This window comes from Enterococcus sp. DIV1328a, assembly GCF_050536905.1.
Classification (GTDB): Bacteria; Bacillota; Bacilli; order Lactobacillales; family Enterococcaceae; genus Enterococcus; species Enterococcus faecalis.
Genome location: NZ_CP172912.1, coordinates 952,662 through 974,403 on the forward strand (window position 1 = coordinate 952,662; position 21,742 = coordinate 974,403).

Annotated in this window: 24 protein-coding genes; 20 read left to right on the forward strand and 4 right to left on the reverse strand. The window is 37.5% G+C overall.

Features of this window, described 5'->3' with window-relative positions; all coding sequences use genetic code 11:
• Positions 1 to 57: 57 nt before the first annotated feature.
• Both nfsA and IGL93_RS04675 read right to left on the reverse strand, forming a co-directional pair.
• The gene (gene nfsA, locus IGL93_RS04670) at positions 58 to 792 is read right to left on the reverse strand and encodes an oxygen-insensitive NADPH nitroreductase (RefSeq protein WP_002360554.1); all 735 of its coding nucleotides are present in this window, start codon (positions 790 to 792) and stop codon (positions 58 to 60) included.
• An 83-nt stretch (positions 793 to 875) separates the two neighbouring features.
• Entirely contained in the window at positions 876 to 1,334 is a 459-nt protein-coding gene (locus IGL93_RS04675) for an S-ribosylhomocysteine lyase (RefSeq protein WP_002357960.1), read from the reverse strand.
• A gap of 206 nt (positions 1,335 to 1,540) precedes the next feature.
• On the opposite strand from IGL93_RS04675, the gene IGL93_RS04680 reads away from it, so the two are divergent.
• The 17 genes from IGL93_RS04680 to IGL93_RS04760 all read left to right on the forward strand — a co-directional run bounded on the left by IGL93_RS04680 (position 1,541) and on the right by IGL93_RS04760 (position 18,937).
• A complete protein-coding gene (locus IGL93_RS04680) occupies positions 1,541 to 2,608 on the forward strand; it encodes an aspartate-semialdehyde dehydrogenase (RefSeq protein WP_010775747.1) in 1,068 nt (355 codons plus the stop codon).
• Between the two features lie 33 nt (positions 2,609 to 2,641).
• The gene (gene dapA, locus IGL93_RS04685; RefSeq protein ID WP_002357957.1) at positions 2,642 to 3,514 is read left to right on the forward strand and encodes a 4-hydroxy-tetrahydrodipicolinate synthase; all 873 of its coding nucleotides are present in this window, start codon (positions 2,642 to 2,644) and stop codon (positions 3,512 to 3,514) included.
• Between the two features lie 30 nt (positions 3,515 to 3,544).
• Positions 3,545 to 5,233, forward strand: coding sequence for a ribonuclease J (locus IGL93_RS04690; RefSeq protein WP_002375145.1), 1,689 nt, complete (start codon positions 3,545 to 3,547; stop codon positions 5,231 to 5,233).
• A 124-nt stretch (positions 5,234 to 5,357) separates the two neighbouring features.
• Positions 5,358 to 6,740, forward strand: coding sequence for a bifunctional metallophosphatase/5'-nucleotidase (locus tag IGL93_RS04695; protein WP_002365512.1), 1,383 nt, complete (start codon positions 5,358 to 5,360; stop codon positions 6,738 to 6,740).
• Positions 6,741 to 6,774: 34 nt separating this feature from the next.
• A complete protein-coding gene (locus tag IGL93_RS04700; RefSeq protein WP_002357954.1) occupies positions 6,775 to 7,404 on the forward strand; it encodes a YutD family protein in 630 nt (209 codons plus the stop codon).
• A 5-nt stretch (positions 7,405 to 7,409) separates the two neighbouring features.
• Positions 7,410 to 8,180 (forward strand): TIGR01457 family HAD-type hydrolase, encoded by a 771-nt coding sequence (locus IGL93_RS04705; RefSeq protein WP_002357953.1) that lies wholly within the window; start codon positions 7,410 to 7,412, stop codon positions 8,178 to 8,180.
• On the forward strand, positions 8,168 to 8,821 hold the full coding sequence (locus tag IGL93_RS04710) for a TIGR01906 family membrane protein (RefSeq protein WP_025192672.1): 654 nt from the start codon (positions 8,168 to 8,170) through the stop codon (positions 8,819 to 8,821). The genes IGL93_RS04705 and IGL93_RS04710 overlap by 13 nt, the downstream gene beginning before the upstream one ends.
• Before the next feature lie 126 nt (positions 8,822 to 8,947).
• Positions 8,948 to 9,517 (forward strand): DUF1836 domain-containing protein, encoded by a 570-nt coding sequence (locus IGL93_RS04715; RefSeq protein WP_002361647.1) that lies wholly within the window; start codon positions 8,948 to 8,950, stop codon positions 9,515 to 9,517.
• Entirely contained in the window at positions 9,510 to 10,370 is an 861-nt protein-coding gene (locus IGL93_RS04720) for a DegV family protein (RefSeq protein WP_010775751.1), read from the forward strand. Before IGL93_RS04715 ends, IGL93_RS04720 begins: the two co-directional genes overlap by 8 nt.
• A gap of 117 nt (positions 10,371 to 10,487) precedes the next feature.
• Complete coding sequence (locus IGL93_RS04725) at positions 10,488 to 11,189, forward strand: MIP/aquaporin family protein (protein WP_002390101.1); 702 nt, start codon at positions 10,488 to 10,490, stop codon at positions 11,187 to 11,189.
• 173 nt (positions 11,190 to 11,362) lie between these two features.
• On the forward strand, positions 11,363 to 12,067 hold the full coding sequence (gene yycF, locus IGL93_RS04730; RefSeq protein ID WP_002357947.1) for a response regulator YycF: 705 nt from the start codon (positions 11,363 to 11,365) through the stop codon (positions 12,065 to 12,067).
• A 6-nt stretch (positions 12,068 to 12,073) separates the two neighbouring features.
• The gene (gene walK / locus IGL93_RS04735; RefSeq protein ID WP_002357946.1) at positions 12,074 to 13,903 is read left to right on the forward strand and encodes a cell wall metabolism sensor histidine kinase WalK; all 1,830 of its coding nucleotides are present in this window, start codon (positions 12,074 to 12,076) and stop codon (positions 13,901 to 13,903) included.
• On the forward strand, positions 13,900 to 15,210 hold the full coding sequence (locus IGL93_RS04740) for a YycH family regulatory protein (protein WP_002385989.1): 1,311 nt from the start codon (positions 13,900 to 13,902) through the stop codon (positions 15,208 to 15,210). The genes walK and IGL93_RS04740 overlap by 4 nt, the downstream gene beginning before the upstream one ends.
• Positions 15,210 to 16,064, forward strand: a complete 855-nt coding sequence (locus IGL93_RS04745) for a two-component system regulatory protein YycI (RefSeq protein ID WP_002365516.1) — start codon at positions 15,210 to 15,212, stop codon at positions 16,062 to 16,064. The genes IGL93_RS04740 and IGL93_RS04745 overlap by 1 nt, the downstream gene beginning before the upstream one ends.
• 56 nt (positions 16,065 to 16,120) lie before the next feature.
• On the forward strand, positions 16,121 to 16,927 hold the full coding sequence (locus tag IGL93_RS04750) for an MBL fold metallo-hydrolase (protein ID WP_002357943.1): 807 nt from the start codon (positions 16,121 to 16,123) through the stop codon (positions 16,925 to 16,927).
• 210 nt (positions 16,928 to 17,137) lie between these two features.
• Positions 17,138 to 18,052 (forward strand): permease, encoded by a 915-nt coding sequence (locus tag IGL93_RS04755; RefSeq protein ID WP_002357942.1) that lies wholly within the window; start codon positions 17,138 to 17,140, stop codon positions 18,050 to 18,052.
• 18 nt (positions 18,053 to 18,070) lie between these two features.
• On the forward strand, positions 18,071 to 18,937 hold the full coding sequence (locus IGL93_RS04760; RefSeq protein ID WP_002357940.1) for a TIGR03943 family putative permease subunit: 867 nt from the start codon (positions 18,071 to 18,073) through the stop codon (positions 18,935 to 18,937).
• 51 nt (positions 18,938 to 18,988) lie between these two features.
• On the opposite strand, the gene IGL93_RS04765 is transcribed toward IGL93_RS04760, so the two are convergent.
• Complete coding sequence (locus tag IGL93_RS04765) at positions 18,989 to 19,489, reverse strand: threonine/serine exporter family protein (RefSeq protein ID WP_002382172.1); 501 nt, start codon at positions 19,487 to 19,489, stop codon at positions 18,989 to 18,991.
• A gap of 5 nt (positions 19,490 to 19,494) precedes the next feature.
• Positions 19,495 to 20,247: a threonine/serine exporter family protein gene (locus tag IGL93_RS04770; protein ID WP_002357938.1), complete on the reverse strand. Its 753-nt coding sequence runs from the start codon at positions 20,245 to 20,247 to the stop codon at positions 19,495 to 19,497.
• Between the two features lie 435 nt (positions 20,248 to 20,682).
• Between IGL93_RS04770 and ireB the strand changes: the two genes are divergently transcribed.
• From ireB to IGL93_RS04785, 3 genes are read left to right on the forward strand one after another with little or no spacing between them, the layout of a single operon-like run.
• Positions 20,683 to 20,952 (forward strand): regulatory phosphoprotein IreB, encoded by a 270-nt coding sequence (gene ireB, locus IGL93_RS04775; RefSeq protein WP_002357937.1) that lies wholly within the window; start codon positions 20,683 to 20,685, stop codon positions 20,950 to 20,952.
• The gene (gene ruvX / locus IGL93_RS04780; protein ID WP_002357936.1) at positions 20,949 to 21,371 is read left to right on the forward strand and encodes a Holliday junction resolvase RuvX; all 423 of its coding nucleotides are present in this window, start codon (positions 20,949 to 20,951) and stop codon (positions 21,369 to 21,371) included. The genes ireB and ruvX overlap by 4 nt, the downstream gene beginning before the upstream one ends.
• A 37-nt stretch (positions 21,372 to 21,408) precedes the next feature.
• Positions 21,409 to 21,714 (forward strand): DUF1292 domain-containing protein, encoded by a 306-nt coding sequence (locus tag IGL93_RS04785; RefSeq protein WP_002357933.1) that lies wholly within the window; start codon positions 21,409 to 21,411, stop codon positions 21,712 to 21,714.
• Positions 21,715 to 21,742 lie beyond the last annotated feature (28 nt).

Genomic DNA, 21,742 nt, shown 5'->3' on the forward strand with positions numbered 1-21,742 from the left:
AAATTAACAAAAGAGCGTGGGCTTACGTTATTTCAACGTAAGCCCACGCTCTTTTGTTTAGACATCAAATCCTTGTTTTTGCAAGAAAATTTTTACTTCTGGGCGACGATTATAAGAAAAATAGGACAAAGATTTCTGTGACCAATCCGCTGTTTGGGCGTTACTTGAGCGGCTGGCATAATAATCTTTTAATAATTCATCATATGTGTGCATATCTGTCAATTTGTCTGATTGGTAGTGATTTTCGCTTAAAATATTTTCAAAAGGCATCCGTGGTTTTACACCATTTAACGTTTCTGGTACACCGATTGTTAATCCGAAAAGTGGTACAGTTAATTCAGGCAAAGATAAGCGTTTGGCTACTGTGTCTAAGTCATTTCGAATGCCGCCAATATAACAAATCCCTAAATCCATAGATTCAGCCGCAATGGCCATGTTTTGCGCAGCAATCGTTGTATCAACGGCAGCTACTAATAATGATTCTGGTGTCTTTAAGGGTTCCAATGATTGCCCCTCTTTTGACAAAATCGTTGCATGACGATACAAATCAGCAACAAAAACATAGAACACACCAGTGTTAACGACATAGTCTTCACAATTCGCTAAACGTCCCAATTCTCTGCGTAGCTCAGGATCTTTGATTTCTATAATTGTATAAGCTTGTAAAAAATTGGAGCTTGATCCTGCTTGAGCTGCAGTAATTAACTGTTGTTTCTGCTTGTCCGTTAACGCTTGCTTTTTAAAATGACGAACGGAACGGTGACTTAGTAATTGTTCGATTGTTTGATTCATAAAAAACCTCCGTTTAAATTAAGAAAGAGAACAGAAAAACCCACAGCTTAATAGTGGGTTTCTCTGTCGTTAATTGCTAAAGATTACAGAATACGTTCAAATGGATCTAAACTAATTCCTTGGTCTAAGACGATTTTTGCGTATTCTTTCGCTGCAAATAAAGAATGATCTTTGTAGTTTCCGCACTCTTTTGCAGAGACTGCTGGAACAACTTCTGTATTGATTACTTTGTTTAAAACGTTGACTAATGCATCACGGATTTCTTGTGGTGAATGTTGATCCCACATAATCATATAAAAACCAGTGCGGCAACCCATTGGCGAAATGTCAATGATTCCTTTTAATTCATCACGCATGTTAACTGCTAATAAATGTTCCAACGTGTGTAATGCGCCTGTTGGTAGGGCATCTTTGTTTGGTTGTAAGAAACGTAAGTCATATTTTTCGACTAACGCATCACCATTTTGTTCTGTGCCAGCAAGGCGAACATATGGTGCTTTTACTGTGTTGTGATCTAATTCAAAACTTTCTACGCGTGCCATGAAATTTCGCTCCCTTTATAATTAAATTCGTTTTAACTATAACAAATTTAAGTCAAAAGTCAATGGATAGTCCTTTGATGGGTAATAGTTTTAAAATATCATGGGAAAATAAAAAAATCATTTTTTTGACTATGTAGGTTTTTTCAATACTATGGTAAAATAGGACAAGTAGCTTTTACAAGAAGGTAAGAGGGGAGTATGAAAATATGGAAAAAGAATATCATGTTGCCGTGGTAGGAGCAACAGGTGCTGTCGGGACAAGAATGATTGAATTGTTAGCAGAAACAAGTTTGCCAATTGCCAGTGTGAGGTTATTGGCGTCTAAGCGTTCTGCTGGACAAGAGATTCAGTTTAAAGGGCAACCTCTTATCGTGGAAGAATTAGTCCCGGAATCATTTGAAGGAATCGATTTAGCATTATTTAGTGCTGGTGGGAGTATTTCCGAAAAGTTTGCACCAGAAGCAGTTAAGCGCGGAGCTGTTGTTGTTGACAACACTAGCCATTTTAGAATGGCAAAAGATGTTCCTTTAGTTGTTCCAGAAGTGAACCCGGAAGCCTTGAAAAATCATCAGGGAATCATCGCAAATCCCAATTGTTCTACGATTCAAATGATGGTGGCCTTAGAACCAATTCGGCAAGCGTTTGGCTTAGAACGAATCATCGTTTCAACGTATCAAGCTGTGAGTGGCGCAGGTATCGGTGCGATTAATGAGCTAAAAGAACAAGCTGAAGATTTTTTAGAGGGAAAACCTGTCAGCGAATGGTCAGCTGAAATTTTACCAGCTGGCAGTGACGAAAAACATTATCCAATTGCTTTTAATGCGTTGCCTCAAATTGATGTTTTTTCAGAAGCAGGGTATACCTACGAAGAATGGAAAATGATGAATGAAACAAAAAAAATCATGGGAGACAACAAGCTAAAAGTCGTTGCCACCTGTGTCCGTATTCCGGTAATTTCAGGACATTCTGAGTCTGTTTATATAGAAGTGAAACAAGCAGATGCATCGGTCTCAGCCATCCAAGAATTAATGGCGCAAGCTCCAGGTGTAATTTTGCAAGATGAGCCAAGTGAACAACTATATCCACAAGCGCTAAATAGCGTCAACCAGAAAGAAACATTTGTCGGCCGTATTCGTCAAGACGTTGACGTGAAGAACGGTTTCCATTTATGGATTGTGTCAGACAACCTATTAAAAGGAGCTGCTTGGAACTCGGTCCAAATTGCTGAAACGCTACACGAAATGAATTTGCTTCGTGTACCTGAAAACGACTAGAAGGTTTGTATTGTATACTCGGGAGGGAATAGGATGGATTTAACGAATGCAACAATTATTACGGCAATGGTTACGCCGTTTCAAGAATCGGGAGAAATAGATTTTGATAAACTACCGCAATTGGTAGACTATTTATTGGCCAATCATACAGAAGGCGTTATTTTAGCAGGAACAACTGGTGAATCACCCACGTTAACTCATGAAGAAGAATTACAATTATTCCAGCGAATGATTGAACTGATTGATGGACGTATTCCGATTATTTGTGGTGTGGGTACGAATGATACACGTGACTCAGTCGCTTTTGTGAAAGAGTTAGCGACAATCGCTGGTATCGATGCTGTTTTGGCGGTTGTTCCTTATTATAATAAACCAAATCAAGAAGGTATGTATCAACATTTTAAAACCATCGCAGAAGCAAGTGAACTACCAATTATTTTGTACAATGTTCCTGGTAGAACGGCTGCATGTCTAGAAGTGGAAACTACTTTGCGCTTAGCACAATTGGAAAAAATTGTGGCAATTAAAGAATGTGCAGGGTTAGATGCAATTACTGAGTTGATTGAAAGAGCGCCAAAAGACTTTCTAGTGTATACTGGAGAAGACGGGTTGGCTTTTGCCACCAAGGCACTTGGCGGACAAGGGGTTATTTCGGTAGCCAGTCATGTCTTCGGTTCGTCAATGTATGAGATGTATCAAGCGCTGGAGCAGGGGAACTTGCCGGAAGCGGCTAAAATTCAACGACAGTTATTACCAAAAATGAACGCATTGTTTTCAGTGCCTTCACCGGCACCCGTGAAAGCGGCCTTAAATCATTTAGGTATTCCTGTTGGAAATTTACGTTTACCTCTAGTTGCTTGTACACCAGAAGAAGAGCAAAGAATTATTCGCACGTTAGAGATTTAAAGAACGTGTAATCATAGAGAGGTGAAAAGAGTGAGTACAATAAAAATCGTTCCATTAGGCGGCGTTCGTGAAAATGGAAAAAATATGTACGTTGCTGAAGTGGAAGATGAAATTTTTGTACTGGATTGTGGATTACAATATCCAGAGAACGAACTTTTAGGAATTGACGTTGTCATTCCGGATTTTACGTATTTAGAAGAAAATAGTGAACGAATTGCAGGGGTCTTTTTAACACATGGCCATGCAGATGCAATTGGGGCCTTACCGTATTTGCTTTCAAAAATTCAAGTGCCTGTTTTTGGGACAGAATTAACGATTGAACTAGCAAAACTAAGTGTCAACAGTCATGCGGAAACGAAGAAATTTAAAGATTTCCATGTGATTGACCCGCATACAGAAATTGATTTTGGTCAAGCAACGGTGAGCTTCTTTAAAACAACGCACACCATTCCAGATTCGATTGGTGTTAGCATCAAAACAAAAGAAGGCAACATTGTTTATACTGGTGATTTTAAATTTGATCAAAGTGCGATTGAGATGTATCAAACCGATTATGGCCGTTTGGCTGAAATTGGGAAAGAGGGCGTCTTGGCGTTACTTAGTGATTCATCAAATGCTGAAAACCCAGTCCAAGTTGCTTCCGAAGCCCAAATCGCTGATGAAGTGTTCGATACGATTCGCTATTGGGAAGGACGAATCATCGTGGCATGTGTGGCAAGTAATTTGCAACGGGTTCAACAAGTATTGAATGCAGCGGATCGTTCTGGTCGTAAAGTCGTTTTGACAGGCCAAGATTTTGAACGGATTATTCGGACGGCGATGAAATTGGAAAAATTACAATTGCCAAGCGAAGATCTATTAGTAAAACCAAAAGAAATGAAAAAATATGCACCTGAACAGTTATTAATTTTAGAAACAGGCCGGATGGGAGAACCTATTAAGTCACTTCAAAAAATGGCTAATAATACACATGGTGTCGTTCGAATTGAAGAAGGCGATTTAGTTTATATTACGACAACGCCGACAACGGCCATGGAAACAACGGTTGCCAAAACAGAGGATATTGTCTATCGGGCCGGTGCTACGGTGAAGCAAATTTCCGACAATTTACGTGTGTCTGGTCACGCTAATCCGAATGACTTGCAATTGATGCTGAACTTAATGAAACCAAAATATTTCATTCCTGTCCAAGGTGAATACCGTCAGTTAGCTGCGCATGCGGACTTAGCACACGAAATTGGCATGCCTTATAAAGATATCTTTATTACAGGTCGTGGGGACATTTTAGAGTATACAAAAGGTAGAATGTCGGTAGCTGGCAGCACAACGGCCGAAAATATTATGATTGACGGGATTGGTGTCGGCGATATTGGTAATATCGTTTTACGGGATCGTCGTATTCTTTCCGAAGATGGTATTTTTGTGGCTGTTGTGACAATTAATCGCCGAGAAAAACGAATTGTTTCACCAGCTAAAATTACTTCTAGAGGTTTTGTTTACGTTAAAACAAGTAAAGACCTAATGAAAGAAAGTAGCAATATTGTTACAGAAATTGTTGAAAAGCATTTAGAAAGTGACGATTTCGAATGGAGCAAACTGAAACAAGAAATCCGCGAAAACTTAAGCCGTTATTTATTTGAACAAACCAAACGTCGTCCTGTGATCTTACCAGTTATCATGGAAGCGACGCAACGCAAGCGTCCCAAAAATAACGCATAGTTCGTCCTGATAAAAGCAGGTGATTTTAGGAGAAATTCTTCTAAAGTCATCTGTTCTTTTTTGTAACTTTCTTCTATAAATATGGTACTATTAATCAGAGCGCTGAATAAAGGAGGCGATTTTAGTGGAAGAGATTGTGTTGTTCCATACCAATGATCTTCATTCTCACTTTGAAAATTGGCCCAAAATACGGCGTCTGGTTAAAGCCAAACGTTCGCTGTACCAAAAAGAGGGCAAAACAGTCGTAACCATTGATTTAGGTGACTTTTCAGATCGGTGTCATCCTTTGACCGAAGCAACAGATGGCCGAGCAAATGTAGCTATAATGAATACATTAGCGTATGATCTGGTTACAATTGGAAATAATGAAGGAATCGGCAATTCAAAGAAACAATTAGAGCATTTATATGATCAGGCAACATTTGAAGTGGTCTTAGCTAATTTAGAAGAACCAAAAACCCAAACGTTACCAGATTTTTGTCAAGCATATAAAATTATGACAACTAAAGAAGGCACAAAGTTAGGGTTTATTGGCTTAACCGCACCATTTCCTTTAACGTATAATCCCAATGGGTGGACAATCAAACAAGTGGAAGCAGTCCTTCCTCAACTGATTACAGAAGTTGCGCCTCAATGTGATGTTCTCATTTTGCTTAGTCACTTGGGGATAGATACTGATTTTATGATTGCGGCGAATTATCCTGAAATTCAAGTGATCTTAGGTTCCCATACACATCATTTATTTAAAGATGGTGAAAAAATTAATCATGTGCAACTAGCAGCTGCTGGCAAATATGGACAGTATATTGGTGAAGTGCATCTGTTTGTGGATGCCGACACGAAGCAAGTCACAAGTTATGCGAAAACGATTGAAACAGCAAGTTTAGAAGAGCAAGCAACTGATGCCAAGGAAATTGCGGGTTACTTAACGGAAGGTCATCGACTATTGCAAGCGCAGCAAATTGCACAAATCCCTGAAACCTTGTCAACGGACTTACGGCAACCGCATGCCTTTATAACTGTTGCCTTGAAGGCGTTAAAAGAAGCGGGGCAGACCGAAGCGGCTGTGTTGAACAACGGGTTATTTTTAGCAGATTTACCAGAAGGAATAATCAATGCAGACCAATTACATGAGGCCTTGCCTCATCCAATGCATTTAATCAAGGTTACCTTGAAAGGGTCAGACATGAGCCGTTTGATTCGTGAAATGGAAAAAAGTCGTCAATTTCTGCGGAAATTTCCGATTCGCGGGATGGGCTTCCGCGGGAAAATTTTTGGCGAATTATGTTATGATGGGATTCGTTTTGAGCGAAATAGCCAGACCGTTTTTTGGCAAGGGAAACCTATTCAGCCAGAGCAGAAATATACGCTGACAACAGTGGATCACTTTCAATTTGTTCCGTTTTTCCCAACGATTGAGTTAGTTGGAGAAGTCGAATTTTTATTTCCAGACGTTTTAAGAACTGTCGTGGCGAACTATCTGCATGCCCACTATCCAATCAAATAAAAACAAGGTATAATAAAAACTAGGTGGTGAAAAAATGACAGACAAAAAGACAACCGAAAAAAAAGAAACAGAAACTGCTGCAACCTTTACAGAAGAACTAACAGCAGTTCTTGAAGAAATAAAAGAAGAACCTGTAAAAGAAAAGAAAAAAGGGGAAATTGTCACCATTGTGAATGAAACAGATATTCAAATTGGTGAAAGAGAGTACCGAATTGTTAAAAATCATCGTGATGCCTTTGATCCTGAACGCTTAGGTGAACGGTTTAGTGAAGTATTAGCGCGTTATGATTATATCGTAGGAGACTGGGGCTATGAACAGTTACGCTTGCGTGGCTTTTTTGATACTTCTAATCGTCGGGCAGCGCCGGATCAACGCATTGATACACTAGAAGACTATTTGTATGAATATTGTAATTTTGGCTGTGCCTATTTTGTAATTGAACGAACAGGGGAACGTAAAGAAAAAACAACGCATCGTCGTCGTCGCCATAAAAAGAATAATCGTTCTAACGCGTTTGTCGAGGAAAAGAGTGCGCCCGCTAATAAAAATAGCAAGCCAGTGATTCGTACGCGAAAAGAAGAAAATAAAAAAACGACTACACCCAAACAGCCTAGTCCCAAAAAATCTGGCAAAGGCTTTACGATTCGTCAACGTGAGGAGTAAACAGAGTGAAAAAAGACTATCAAGGATATCTAATTGATTTAGATGGAACGATTTATTTAGGAAAAGAACCAATTCCAGCCGGAAAACGTTTTGTCGAGCAGTTACAGGAAAAAGATTTGCCTTTTTTATTTGTAACGAATAATACCACTAAATCTCCTGAAACAGTGGCACAACGTTTAGCAAATGAATTTGATATTCATGTCCCAGCATCCCTTGTTTATACAGCGACTTTAGCGACGATTGATTACATGAAAGAAACCAATCGAGGCAAGAAAGTCTTTGTCATCGGCGAGGCTGGTTTAATTGACTTAATTTTAGAAGCAGGTTTTGAATGGGATGAAACAAATCCTGATTATGTTGTCGTGGGACTTGATACAGAATTATCTTACGAAAAAGTGGTTTTAGCTACCTTAGCCATTCAAAAAGGGGCGTTGTTTATTGGGACCAATCCAGATAAGAACATTCCGACAGAAAGAGGCTTATTACCTGGCGCAGGTTCAGTTGTGACGTTTGTGGAGACAGCTACTCAAACGAAACCAGTTTATATAGGCAAACCAAAAGCGATTATCATGGAACGAGCGATTGCGCATTTAGGCGTGGAAAAAGAGCAAGTAATTATGGTTGGAGATAATTATGAAACCGATATTCAATCAGGGATTCAAAATGGTATTGATAGCTTGTTAGTTACATCAGGTTTTACTCCTAAGTCAGCTGTTCCAACTTTGCCAACGCCGCCAACCTATGTTGTTGATTCCTTAGATGAATGGACTTTTTGAGTATGATGAGGTCGAAATTGCGTTTAAGGGAAACACTTGGACTCATTTGTTTGTTTTTAACGATTGTGGCTTTAAGTATCACGATCACGATTAATTTTCGTCCATTGTATCTTTTTGATATCCAACACTTAAATATTTTAAAAGACGTAGAGGTTGATCGTGTGACCTTGATTAAAAATTACGATCATTTAATGATGTACTTAAACAATCCTTTTGAAAAAACATTAGTATTTCCTGATTTTCCAATGTCTGATAGCGCGGCTTTTCATTTTTATGAAGTGAAAAAATTGTTTTTATTGTGCTATGGCGTATTACTAGTTACGTTGATGCCTAGTGTCTTTTATTTAAAATATTTGGTAAAAAATCAGCGTTTATGGACATTGATACGGCCATTTCAGTGGGGAATGTTTTTGCCTGTGCTTTTTGGCTTTTTCATGCTGATTGGCTTTGATCAATTTTTTATTGCGTTTCATGGATTATTTTTTAACAACGATGCTTGGTTATTTAATCCGCTGACTGATCCGATTATCAATGCCTTACCTGAAGCCTACTTTATGCATTGTTTTATCTTGTTTTTTGTTTTATTAGAAGGCCTGTTTTTGATAGGTATTTTAATCGGAAAACGTTCTTTAAAAAAATAAAGAGAGAAAAGTGAACAATTCCAAAATTGCTCGCTTTTCTTTTTTATTCAATCTAGTTTTAAAAACTAGATTGAATAATTGTCAAAAGTATGATATTCTTTTTTAGAAATGGTTAGGAGGGTTTTTATGGACGAGATAGAAAAATCACTACAAGATTGGGGCCAACAATTGGAAAATGTTCATTTGCCAAGATGGCATGAGTTACCAGATATTGAATTATATATGGATCAAGTGATTACTCTGATAGAAAAATACTTATCCCCATTGATTACACTGGAAAAACATACTTTGTTAACGTCCTCAATGGTTAATAATTATGTCAAACACGGGTTAATCCCGGCCCCAGTGAAAAAGCGCTACAATCAAAAGCATTTAGCGTTTTTAATTGCGATTACGTTGTTGAAACAAGTGTTAACATTGCCAGAAATTAAGCAAGGCATTTTATTCCAAGGAGCTACGGTTGGTATTCGTGAAGCGTACAATTTATTTTGTCAAGAACAGGAACGAGCGATTTATGTGATTGCTGCTCAAGCGCAAGAAAAAGAAGTTCAGGCCAAATCACAAGAACCTATGGGGATTGAATATTTGGCTGTAAAAGCAGCGACAATGTCTTTTGCTACTAAAATGTTTAGTGAAAAAGTGATTGAATTGGAACAAGAATACTTAAAAGAAATGGATGAGATGACACATGAATAAAGAAAAGATCGCACTACTAGTTGATTCTGGGACAGATGTTCCAGAGGCATTAGTCAAACAATACGGCATGTATGTCTTGCCCTTACAGATTATTTATCCTGAAAAAACCTATACAGATAAGGTAGATATTACACCAGAAGAAGTGTATCAACGTTTAGAGGAAGAAATCCCTAGTACTTCATTACCAGATGGCGCAACAATCCAAGCTATTTTTGACAAAATTAAAGAAGCGGGTTACGAAAAAGTCTTAGCGGTGACCATTTCTAGTGGTTTAAGTGGAACCTATAATGTGGTTCGCTTGCTTGGAGAACAAACCGAAGGACTAGATGTATTTGTTTTAGATACAAAGAACATTGGTATCGGGGCTGGCATTCAAGCGATTCGAGCAGCAGAATTAATTGAAACAGGATTAGGCTGGCAAGAATTAAAACAAAAATTAACAGAAGAAGTAGCCAACGCAAAAGTATTTTTTAATGTAGCCACTTTAGAATATCTACAAAAAGGTGGACGAATTGGTTTAGTCACTTCTATTTTAGGGAATGCGCTAAAATTAAACCCCATTATTTCTTGTAATGAAGAAGGCATTTACTATACGGTGGCTAAGTCTCGCGGCCGTAAAAAAAGTCTTGATAAAACGTTTGAGTTGGTGACGAACTTTATAGGTGAGGCACCCCGTTTTCGTTTGGCAGTCGCTCACGGTGCGGCAGAGGAAGAAGCAAAAGCAATGATGGAACGCTTGAAAGCGGCTTTTCCGCAAGCAGAAGAAATTTACTTTGGAACGATTAGTCCGGCATTAGTTGTTCATACAGGACCAGGACTATTAGGTGTTGGTATACAGTTATTAAATGATTGATTAAATGAAAAATCCTCTCAAATTTTTTTGAGGGGATTTTTCATTTAAGATTTCTCTTTTTCATAGAAATATCATTTTACTGAAAAAACAACGAAAATTATATTGAAAATTTCACGAATGTGTTACAATTTGTCTACAAAGGGGGAATTTTTTGTGAAAAAAGCAATAGCAGAATGTTTAGGAACATTTATTCTTGTCTTTTTTGGGACAGGAACAGCCGTTCTAGGAAATGGTATGGAAGGGATTGGAACAACGGGGATTGCCTTAGCATTTGGGTTAACAATCGTTGCTGCTGCCTATAGTATTGGCACAATTTCAGGTGCACATCTAAACCCAGCTGTTTCTATAGGAATGTGGCTTAATAAACGAATAACAACAATGGAACTAATCTACTATGTAGTGGGACAAATTGTTGGTGGCTTGATTGCCTCATTTGCATTATTAAGCATTCTAAAAGGTGCTGGTAAAAGTATTGAGAACTTAGGTCAAAATGGCGTAGGGGAATTAAGTGTTGCTGGTGCATTGACAGTCGAAATTATTTTAACATTTATTTTTGTTTTAGTTGTCATGACAGTTACAAGTGCTAAGAAAGGCAATGCTTCATTAGCAGGAATCGTAATTGGGTTAACATTAACAATGATTCACTTAGTCGGTATTCCTTTGACAGGAACTTCTGTCAACCCAGCTCGTAGCATCGCGCCAGCCGTTTTTGCGGGTGGTTCAGCGTTATCTGAGTTGTGGATTTTTATCGTTGCGCCATTAATTGGTGGATTATTAGCCGCTCTTGTAGCAAAATTCGTCTTAGATACGGAAGAATAGATTAGCGGAAGAAGAATCTTTGATAACAAGCGTCAATTGTTGTCAGAGATTCTTTTTTTGTTATACTAGGAGAACCTAAAGGCGCATTTTTAACCAAAGATGAAAACATCATCAAAATAAGGTATAATAGGAAAGTATCAAATAAGATTAGAAGGAAAAAGAGGTGTCTCTTTGTGAAGAAAATTTTAGTAGTTGATGACGAGAAGCCAATTTCAGAGATCGTTAAATATAATTTGGTTAAAGAAGGATATGAAGTATTTACTGCTTATGATGGAGAAGAAGCACTTGAAAAAGTGGAAGAAGTGGAACCAGACTTAATTATTTTAGACTTAATGCTCCCTAAAATGGATGGCTTAGAAGTCGCGCGAGAAGTGCGCAAAACACATGATATGCCAATCATTATGGTGACTGCAAAAGATTCTGAAATTGATAAGGTTTTAGGATTGGAATTAGGAGCCGATGACTATGTAACGAAACCATTTTCAAATCGTGAATTAGTTGCTCGTGTCAAAGCCAATTTACGGCGAGGTGCAACCAATGCGAAAGAAGCCGAGGTGACAACACAATCTGAATTAACGATTGGTGATTTAACCATTCATCCTGATGCATACATGGTCTCAAAACGGGGTGAAAAAATTGAATTAACCCACCGTGAATTTGAGTTACTTTATTACTTAGCAAAACATATCGGACAAGTGATGACTCGTGAACATTTATTACAAACCGTTTGGGGTTATGATTATTTTGGGGATGTGCGGACAGTGGACGTAACCGTGCGTCGTTTAAGAGAAAAAATTGAAGATAGTCCAAGTCATCCAACGTATTTAGTTACTCGTCGTGGGGTTGGTTATTATCTAAGAAATCCTGAACAGGAGTAATCAGGTATGAAGAAAAAAGTTCACTTTTTTCAATCTGTTAATTTTAAGATTGCGTTATCATTTATTCTGCTGTTACTGATTGCGATTCAAATCATTGGTGGCTATTTCATTCGTGAATTGGAAGCCACTACAATTTCCGATTTTAAAAAAAATATGGATTCCCAAGTTGTCCAATTGTCAAACACGTTAAGTACGCAGATGAGCAATAAAGATCTCGAACGTAGTGATGTTGATGCAAATTTAAAAAAAGCATTATCTGATTTTTCAAATGCAGATATTTCTGAAGCGAGAATTGTCGATGATAAAGGGATTATTCGGGCAACCAATGATTTAAATCAACAAAATATTATTGGGAAAAAGAATGATTATCGTGATTTAAATGACTTTACGAGTAAAAAATATCAAGCTTTAGATAATGATAAACGCGTGTATGTGAATGTCCAGCCGATTCAATCGCCTACTGGAGAAACAGTGATTGGTGTCCTTTATGTGAAAAGTAATTTAGAAAATAAATACCAAGAAATTACTAACACAGCAAGTATCTTTTTCACTGCTTCTATTATTGCCGCAGCAATCTCGATTATTGTGACCTTACTGATTGCACGATCAATCACGAAGCCGATTGGTGAAATGCGTGAGCAAGCCATTCGAATCGCTCGTGGTGATTACGCTGGAAAAGTAGAAGTCCATGGAAAAGATGAATTAGGCCAATTAGCAGAAACATTTAATCAATTATCAGAACGGATTGAAGAAGCACAAGAAACAATGGAAGCAGAAAGAAATCGTTTAGATAGTGTCTTAACGCATATGACAGATGGTGTCATTGCGACGGATCGCCGCGGAAAGGTGATTACGATTAATGAAATGGCCCTTTCATTATTAAATGTAAAAAATGAAAATGTGATTGGGACCTCGTTATTAGAGTTGTTAGATATTGAAGAAGATTACACATTGCGGAAGCTGTTAGAAGAGCCAGATGAACTGCTGATTGATCGCTCAACGTCTGATCGTGAAGAAGACCAAATGATTATCCGGGTAGACTTTACGATGATTCGTCGGGAATCAGGATTTATTACTGGCTTAGTTTGCGTACTGCATGACGTCACAGAACAGGAAAAAAACGAACGGGAAAGACGGGAATTTGTTTCCAATGTTTCTCATGAGTTGCGAACGCCTTTGACAAGTATGCGTAGTTATATAGAGGCTTTAAGTGAAGGAGCTTGGGAAAACCCTGAGATTGCGCCGAATTTCTTAAAAGTCACGTTAGAAGAAACCGACCGGATGATTCGTATGATTAATGATTTGTTAAATTTATCTCGGATGGACTCTGGGAATACACATCTTCAATTAGAATATGTGAATTTTAACGAATTGATTAATTTTGTCTTGGATCGCTTTGATATGATGATTGAAAATGAGCAAAAAAATTACAAAATTCGCCGTGAATTTACTAAACGCGATTTATGGGTAGAATTAGATACAGACAAAGTAATTCAGGTTTTAGACAACATTTTGAACAATGCGATTAAGTATTCGCCAGATGGCGGCGTCATTACCTGCCGACTAGTTGAAACACATAATAATGTCGTCTTTAGTATCTCGGACCAAGGTTTGGGCATCCCTAAAAAAGATCTCGGGAAAGTCTTCGAACGTTTTTATCGTGTGGATAAAGCACGTGCGCGAGCACAAGGTGGGACTGGTTTAGGTTTAGCAATTTCTAAAGAAGTAATTCGGGCCCATAACGGGAGTATTTGGGTGGAAAGTACAGAAGGTGAAGGATCGACTTTCTATATTTCACTACCATATGAACCTTATGAAGAGGATTGGTGGGAATGATGAAATTATCAGAATGGATTACAAGAATTGGCTTGATTTTGATGGTCATTTTAAGTATATATTTTTCAGTCAATATCTGGCTGAATTCTGCCAAAAAAATACCAGAAATGAAGTCGGGAAGCCAAGTCACAACAGCTGTCAATGAAAAAGCCATTGGCGATGTCTATTTACCTTTGCAATTGATTCGAATAACTGATGGAAAAGCGATGCAAAGTAATCGTGAAACATTAATTAGTAATGTTCAAAATGATATTAAAATGGCTACGTTTGGTAAATTGACACAAGTTGTGACAAAAAATGCAGAGCAACTTAAGCGCTACAACCAAATGGAACAAGGCATTGAACTTCTTTATCAAGGTCCCTTTTTAATCTCGGACTATGCTTCGATTTATAATCTATCCATTAATTTTACTAACTTTAATGAGTTGACGGACCAGTATTTTACGAAAATTCAATTGGATTTTAACGAAAATAAGATACGTTTTTTAGATTATGATCAAGCCAACGTCTATGAAGCACCTATGACTGTCAATAAGGCGCGCTTAATGGGAATTATCAATAAAGAGGGATTACAATATCAAGACGTTTCCGAAAATACGCTAACCAAACAAGGGCAATGTTATTTAACCAATGATATGAAGTTGAAAAAGTACAGTTATATCTTAGCTTCGCAACCAGTTACTCGTTTTAGGAATGCTTTTTTCAATGAAACGGAAGATATCCAAACCAATGAAGACAGTCAAGACTTAACCTATACGAGTAAAGAAGAACGATTGTTTGCAGAAGAAAAACTGGGGAAAATCGATTTTAAAGGGACCTTGCCAGAAGAGAATAAACGGGACTCAATCTATAATCAAAGCTTTTCTTATGTAAAACGTTTAGGAACCAATATGGGGAATTTACGTTACTTTGATCGAACGAAAGATAGTGTCAATTATCGGACTTTTGTGGAAGGTTTCCCAGTGTTCAGTAATGATTTAAAAGGCCAAGTGGATATTCGCATCACGAACAACGATGGTGCTGCACCAAGCGTAACCATTAACACAAGTGTGAATACAATCCAAGTGCCGATTCCTTCAGAAGAAGAAGTGACGCTGGAAAGCACGGAAAAATTGATTAAGCGTTTAGAAACGGCTGGTGCTAAAAAGGAAAAAATCCAATCGGCTGTTATCGGTTATACGTGGCAGACAATTGAAGAAGTCAAACAAGTCGTTGATTTAAGTCCGGAATGGTATGTCCTTTATAACAACAATTGGTACACTGCAACGGACTTGGTAAAACAATTACCAAGCTTGGAGGTGGGCTAATGGATTTTAAACGAATTGAGTGGATTTTCTTCTTAGCATTTTTAGGATTAAATATCTTTTTATTTGGAATTTATCGGGAAGGTCAACAAGAGGAGAGCAACGTCTCTTCTTCCAGCCAAACAGAATCGATTGAAAGTCGGTTGGAAAAAGATAACATCTCGTATAAAGGGACACTTTCTTCAGAACGATTGGAAGGCTATTATTTAAGTGGCGAACAAACCAATTTTTCTGCTGCTTTAAAAATCCAACGTGAAAAGAATAAAAACTTTTTGAGAAATGGGCTGCAAATTGCGGATAATACTTTAACGAGTGTACCTAGTAAAAACTATTTTATTGATCCTAAGAAAATTGATAAAGATTTAAGTACCTTCTTAAATGAAAAAAATGCTTTATTATTCGGAGACGAATATCAATACTTACCAGAATTTTCTCATTTAAAAGAGCCGACGGCAGAAATTGTGGCTGCACAATCATATAAAGGAATTCCCTTTAGAGACGACACGGCAAAATTAAGTATTTTAGCAGATACGTCAGGTGAATTATGGAAAATTAGTAAATATTCGCAAACGCACATTGAAAATATTGAAGAGTTACGAGACAAAACGGATTTATATTCCAATCGTGATGCGATAGACACGCTCTATATGAATAACCGGATTCCTAGTAATTCCAAAATAACATTCATTAAATTGGCCTATTCAAGAATTTATAAAATTCGTGAGAAAAATGTATACGTTCCAGTCTGGTTTGTAGGAATTTCTACTGGTGAAGATTCAGTTGAAATTGAACAGGTGAATGCCGTAAGTAATACCATCATCACAAATAATACTGTGCCAAAGGTGGAAAAACATTAAGGTCCGTTGTATAATGAAACACGTTAATGTTGTAATGTAGAAGGGAAGAGTTTTAAATGGATTCAGAGTTTGCTTTTAATATCAGTGTTCTTGCCAGTGGCAGTACAGGCAATTCCCTTTTTATTGAAACCAACCAAAAGAAAGTATTAGTAGATGCGGGTTTAAGTGGCAAAAAAATCACTTCACTGTTAGCAGAAGTCAATCGCAAACCAGAAGATTTAGATGCGATTTTAGTTACACATGAACATCGGGATCACATTCACGGCGTTGGCGTGTTAGCGCGAAAATATAAGTTAGATGTTTATGCTAATGAAAAAACGTGGCAAGCGATGGATCCCATGATTGGCAAAGTCGATGTCGCTCAAAAACATATTTTTGAAATGGGCAAAGTTTTGACCTTGGGAGATATGGACATTGAAAGTTTTGGTGTCTCACATGATGCGATTGCGCCTCAATTTTATCGTTTTCATCGCAATAATCGTTCCTTTGTTGTTCTAACGGATACAGGTTATTGTAGCGATCATATTCGTGGCACGATTGAAAACGCAGATGCTTATTTAGTCGAAAGCAATCATGAAATTGAAATTTTGCGAGCAGGACCTTATCCATGGAGTCTTAAACAACGGATTTTAGGAGATAAAGGCCATTTATCCAATGATGATGGTGCTCTTGTGATGGCGGATGTATTAGGTGATAAAACAAAACGCATTTATTTAGGTCATCTTAGCAAAGAAAATAATACGAAACTTCATGCGCGAATGGCAATGGAGTCTACTTTGAAGCAAAAGGATTTAGGCGTCGGTGAAGCATTTAAGGTATATGATACAGACCCCGATTCAGCCTCAGAGTTATTTCAAATTTAGAATAATGGTGGTTTATCAGTTTTTGAGCGTGGAGCAAAAATCCAAAGTGATTTTTGTCCCATGCTCATTTTTTGTTCTTTTATCCAGCTGGTTTGACAGAGACATCGGTGATAATACTTTTAAACTCTTAGTTAATTTTTTGACAAATACTTGTGTTTGTCTGGTGTTAGGAGTATAGTTAACTAGATTTTTACTAGTGGGAGGTCTATGATGTTTCAATTTTTACCAAACTCTGTTTTACAGATGAGCACTATTTTTCTTTCGATTATTATCGAAGCATTGCCTTTTGTCATGTTAGGTTGCTTGATTTCAGGCGCTTTACATGTTTTTTTAACACCAGAACGAGTAAAAAAAGTGTTACCTAAAAATAAATTTTTATCAATTTGTGTAGGGAGTTTCCTAGGGTTTTTCTTCCCTTCTTGTGAATGTGGGATTGTACCAATTGTGCATCAATTTGTTAAAAAAGATGTACCAACACATACCGCTTTTGCTTTTATGTTAACGGCACCAATCATTAATCCAATTGTGCTATTCTCAACATACGTAGCCTTTAGTGGCGCAACAAAATTTGTGATTTGGCGAGTTTTAGGTAGTATGATTGTCGCGTGGGTTATCGGCATTTGGTTAGCTTATTTTCGAAAAGAATCAATTTTAACAGAAAAAGAGTTGGCGCAGATTAAAGAAGAGCAGGTTGCTCATACGCATGAACACGTTGATGAAGCTCGTTCATTTTGGAAAAATGGCTGGTCAGCGTTAACCCATAGTATTGATGAATTTTTTGATACGGGTCGTTATTTAATTTTTGGTTCTTTGTTAGCAGCAATCATGCAAACCTATATTCCAACTGGTGCGCTTATGCAATTGGGCCATTCAAAGATTTTAGCGATTCTAGTCATGCTAGTCATCGCTGCCACTCTATCACTTTGTTCAGAAGCAGATGCATTTATTGGTTCTTCTCTTTTGAGTTTGTTTGGCACAGGACCAATTGTCGCCTTCTTAGTTTTTGGTCCAATGGTAGATATTAAAAATTTATTGATGATGAAACGTTATTTTAAGATGTCATTCATTGTACAATTTGTTTTGATAGTGGCGCTTGTCGTAACTATTTATGCGGCAGTAGTTTAGAAAGGAGGCCTACAATCGATGATACGATTTATTATTTTAATTGGATATATGGGGTTGATGATGTATCTTCAAATTTCAGGTGAACTGAACCAATATATCAATATTCATTATAATTACTTAGCTGTTTTATCAATGGTTTTAGCTTTTATTATGGCGATTGTCCAATTGATTTTGTGGAACCAAGCAGATCCATCAATGCAAAAAAAACATGAAGACATGCACCAACATGGGGGACATGAACATCATGGCCATCAGCATAATTTGGAAAAACCCAGCCAAAGAGGGCTTGCCTATCTACTACTTTCTTTACCGTTGATTGTTGGCTTATTATTTCCGACAGTTAGTTTAGACACAACAATTGTTGAAGCAAAAGGCTTTAACTTTCCAGTAAGTAAAGAATCAGTAGGGGATCCTGATATGCAAACGCAATATTTGAAACCTGATACAAGTATGTATTTCAATAAGACGGATTATGACAAGCAGATGGCAAAAGCCATGAAACAATATGATGGACAATCTGTGATTTCAATTACGGATGAAAACTATTTGGAAATTATGGAATTAATCTATAATTATCCAAGTCAATTTGCAGGGAAAAGGATTTCTTATAAAGGCTTTGTCTATAATTCAAAACGAGAAGAAAGTGTTGACCAATTTGTCTTCCGTTTTGGGATTATTCATTGTGTCGCTGATTCTGGCGTTTTTGGCTTGTTGGTTCATTTTCCTGAACATACGCAATTTCAAAACAATGATTGGGTAACGATTACCGGCACGGTTGAGTTATCCTATTATCCACCGTTTAAACGGCAAATACCAACTGTGCAAGTGGAGAAAGTCAAAGCAGATCAAGCACCAAAAAATCAATATGTCTATCGTTCCTTTTAAAAAAAGTTGGTTGCTTCCTTATCAAATGGAAGCAACCAACTTTTTTGCTGTCTATTTTTTAATTTTGTTGCGCTTACGACGAATAAAACCCAAAGATTCTCTTTTTTCCCGAAAGCTGCGGATATTCTGATTGAAAACCTCAGAAGCGACTAAGCCTAACGCAATTGCCCCAGCAATCATTACAGCTTGCACGGTAAAATAGGCGCCTTTTTCATAATTGCCAATTACGATATTCCGAACAGCTTGATAAGCTAAGCCACCAGGTACCAATGGAACAATACCAGGAATATTAAAAATCGTGACAGGCATTTTCAATATTTTTGAGAATAGGTAGCTTACTGCCGCAACACCGACAGCACCGATAAGGGAACCTAATGCTGCATTTCCACTAAAAACTTCAACGATTACCCAATAAAGCATCCAGCTTACACTACCAGTTAGACCACAAGCCACCAGTGATCGTCGGGGAACATTAATAATAATTGCAAACGCCGCAGAAGCTAAAAAACTAAAGATAAATTGTACCAAAACGATTCCTAGCAAGTAAGTCACTCCTTTTAATAGAAAAGTTGAAAGACAAAAGCAATGCCAAAACCAATCATTCCTGAAGTCATTAATGCTTCAGTCCCACGAGAAACACCCGATAAGTAGTGTCCAGCTAGCAAATCGCGAAGAGCATTGGTAATTTGCACACCAGGCACTAAAGGCATGACACAACCAATGATGATTAAATCTTGTGATTGTCCGAGTCCCAATTTGACTGAAAGAATAGCGGCTGCACCAATAAACAGCGAAGCTAAAAATTCAGATAAAAATTTAATCTTGAGAAACTTTAAACTAAAATAATAAAGACTATAGCCGCAACCACCAATCAGAAAAGTCAAGAATAAATCGGACCAGACGCCACCAAAAAGAATCATAATTGTAGCGCTGACAACGGCCGCACTAACAATGCGTGCGCTAATTGGAAAATGGCGGTGTTCACTATCTATCACTTTTAGTTTATTCAGTAATTCCTCTAAAGAAAAATCACCAGCCACATAAGCACGAGACAGCTGATTAACACGAGAGATTTTTTCTAAATCAATGCCACGTTTCATTACTTGAACCATACGAATCGTGGAGGTTCCATCTATGCCAACAAATAACCCGGTTTGTGTCACATAGCTAACCATTCGATAGTTGCCAGAAGCAAGCGCAATTCGGCTCATTGTATCTTCAACACGGTACATTTCTGCATCGCTTTCTATCATAATTTTACCAGCTAACAAACAGGTTTCTAAAAGTAAATCCAAATGAGCAGGAGTCATTGAGCAAGCCTCACTTTATGTATTTTCTTCTAGTGTACTACAAACGAACCAAAAAGAGGAAATAAATAACAGCTGCAATCGAAAATTTACATCGTAAACAGATTGTTAGCGAATTGTAACATTAAAAGGCTGATATTATTTAATCATAGATATTTAAAAGTTTTTAAAAGAAAAACGTCGATTTTTTCGCAAAATGAATTGGAGGGAAAGGTGATATTCTGGCGATTTAGCAGACCTTTATTCTTGTTTTATAAAGTTGTGTATTTGTTTTTATAATTTTAAAATTATCGATGGCTGTCATTTTTTTACGAAGCCTTTATTAATAAAAGACTAAGAAATAACAAAAAAGAGAGAAGGAGAAGAAATTTTGTTTGTAGTTTCGGTTCTTTTCTAGTAAAATGAAATTGTATAAAAGTAGAAGTGAGGTGTAGTAAAATGGGTTTTACAGACGAAACAGTACGCTTTGATTTTGATGATAATCGAAAAAAAGCAATCAGTGAAACGTTAGAAACCGTATATCGGGCATTAGAAGAAAAGGGATACAATCCTATTAACCAAATAGTAGGGTATTTACTTTCTGGGGACCCGGCTTACATTCCTCGTTATCAAGATGCTCGAAACTTAATTCGTCGTCATGAACGTGATGAAATCATGGAAGAATTAACCAAATATTACTTAGCGAACCACGGAATCGATATCAAATGAGGATCATGGGGCTAGATGTAGGTTCACGGACAGTCGGTGTGGCTGTTAGTGATTTATTAGGTTGGACAGCGCAAGGCATCGAAATTATTCGCATCAATGAAGAGGAAGAGAACTTCGGCTTTGAGCGATTAGGTGAATTGGTGAAAGAATACGAAGTCACGAAATTTGTCGTAGGTTTACCGAAAAACATGAATAATTCCATCGGTCCTAGAGCTGAAGCATCCATGGCATATGGTGATAAGATTCAAGAATTATTTCAATTACCTGTTGACTATCAAGATGAACGATTAACAACTGTCCAAGCAGAGCGTTTCTTGGTGGAGCAAGCAGATGCTTCAAGAGCCAAAAGAAAGAAAGTCATTGATAAACTAGCGGCAGTAATGATTCTACAAAATTATTTAGATGCACATAGCCGATAATTATCGAGCTTTGAATACATCAAGGGAGAGAAGAAGAATGACAGAACACAACCACGATCATGATCACGAAGGACATGAACACATTACTTTAGTAGACGAACAAGGAAATGAAACATTATACGAGATCCTACTAACTGTTGACGGTCAAGAAGAATTCGGTAAAAATTATGTTTTATTATATCCAGCAGGAATTCCTGAGGATGAAGATGTTGAATTGCAAGCTTACTCATATGTGGAAAACGCAGAAGGTACAGAAGGCGATTTACAGCAAATTGAAACAGACGCTGAATGGGATATGATTGAAGAAGTTTTCAATACATTCATGGCTGAAGAAGAAGAGTAAAACTGTAACGAGAGAAGCGCTACTTCTC

Excerpts from the sequence above, each read along its gene's own strand:
- IGL93_RS04760 (WP_002357940.1), top strand. The coding sequence starts at position 18,071 with ATGATACGATTTATTATTTTAATTGGATATATGGGGTTGATGATGTAT.
- dapA (WP_002357957.1), top strand. The coding sequence starts at position 2,642 with ATGGATTTAACGAATGCAACAATTATTACGGCAATGGTTACGCCGTTT.
- walK (WP_002357946.1), top strand. The coding sequence starts at position 12,074 with ATGAAGAAAAAAGTTCACTTTTTTCAATCTGTTAATTTTAAGATTGCG.
- IGL93_RS04715 (WP_002361647.1), top strand. The coding sequence starts at position 8,948 with ATGGACGAGATAGAAAAATCACTACAAGATTGGGGCCAACAATTGGAA.
- ruvX (WP_002357936.1), top strand. The coding sequence starts at position 20,949 with ATGAGGATCATGGGGCTAGATGTAGGTTCACGGACAGTCGGTGTGGCT.
- IGL93_RS04770 (WP_002357938.1), bottom strand. The coding sequence starts at position 20,247 with ATGACTCCTGCTCATTTGGATTTACTTTTAGAAACCTGTTTGTTAGCT.
- IGL93_RS04720 (WP_010775751.1), top strand. The coding sequence starts at position 9,510 with ATGAATAAAGAAAAGATCGCACTACTAGTTGATTCTGGGACAGATGTT.
- IGL93_RS04725 (WP_002390101.1), top strand. The coding sequence starts at position 10,488 with ATGTGTTACAATTTGTCTACAAAGGGGGAATTTTTTGTGAAAAAAGCA.
- ireB (WP_002357937.1), top strand. The coding sequence starts at position 20,683 with ATGGGTTTTACAGACGAAACAGTACGCTTTGATTTTGATGATAATCGA.
- IGL93_RS04785 (WP_002357933.1), top strand. The coding sequence starts at position 21,409 with ATGACAGAACACAACCACGATCATGATCACGAAGGACATGAACACATT.
- IGL93_RS04675 (WP_002357960.1), bottom strand. The coding sequence starts at position 1,334 with ATGGCACGCGTAGAAAGTTTTGAATTAGATCACAACACAGTAAAAGCA.
- IGL93_RS04755 (WP_002357942.1), top strand. The coding sequence starts at position 17,138 with ATGTTTCAATTTTTACCAAACTCTGTTTTACAGATGAGCACTATTTTT.
- IGL93_RS04740 (WP_002385989.1), top strand. The coding sequence starts at position 13,900 with ATGATGAAATTATCAGAATGGATTACAAGAATTGGCTTGATTTTGATG.
- IGL93_RS04680 (WP_010775747.1), top strand. The coding sequence starts at position 1,541 with ATGGAAAAAGAATATCATGTTGCCGTGGTAGGAGCAACAGGTGCTGTC.
- IGL93_RS04700 (WP_002357954.1), top strand. The coding sequence starts at position 6,775 with ATGACAGACAAAAAGACAACCGAAAAAAAAGAAACAGAAACTGCTGCA.
- IGL93_RS04710 (WP_025192672.1), top strand. The coding sequence starts at position 8,168 with ATGGACTTTTTGAGTATGATGAGGTCGAAATTGCGTTTAAGGGAAACA.
- IGL93_RS04745 (WP_002365516.1), top strand. The coding sequence starts at position 15,210 with ATGGATTTTAAACGAATTGAGTGGATTTTCTTCTTAGCATTTTTAGGA.
- nfsA (WP_002360554.1), bottom strand. The coding sequence starts at position 792 with ATGAATCAAACAATCGAACAATTACTAAGTCACCGTTCCGTTCGTCAT.
- IGL93_RS04750 (WP_002357943.1), top strand. The coding sequence starts at position 16,121 with ATGGATTCAGAGTTTGCTTTTAATATCAGTGTTCTTGCCAGTGGCAGT.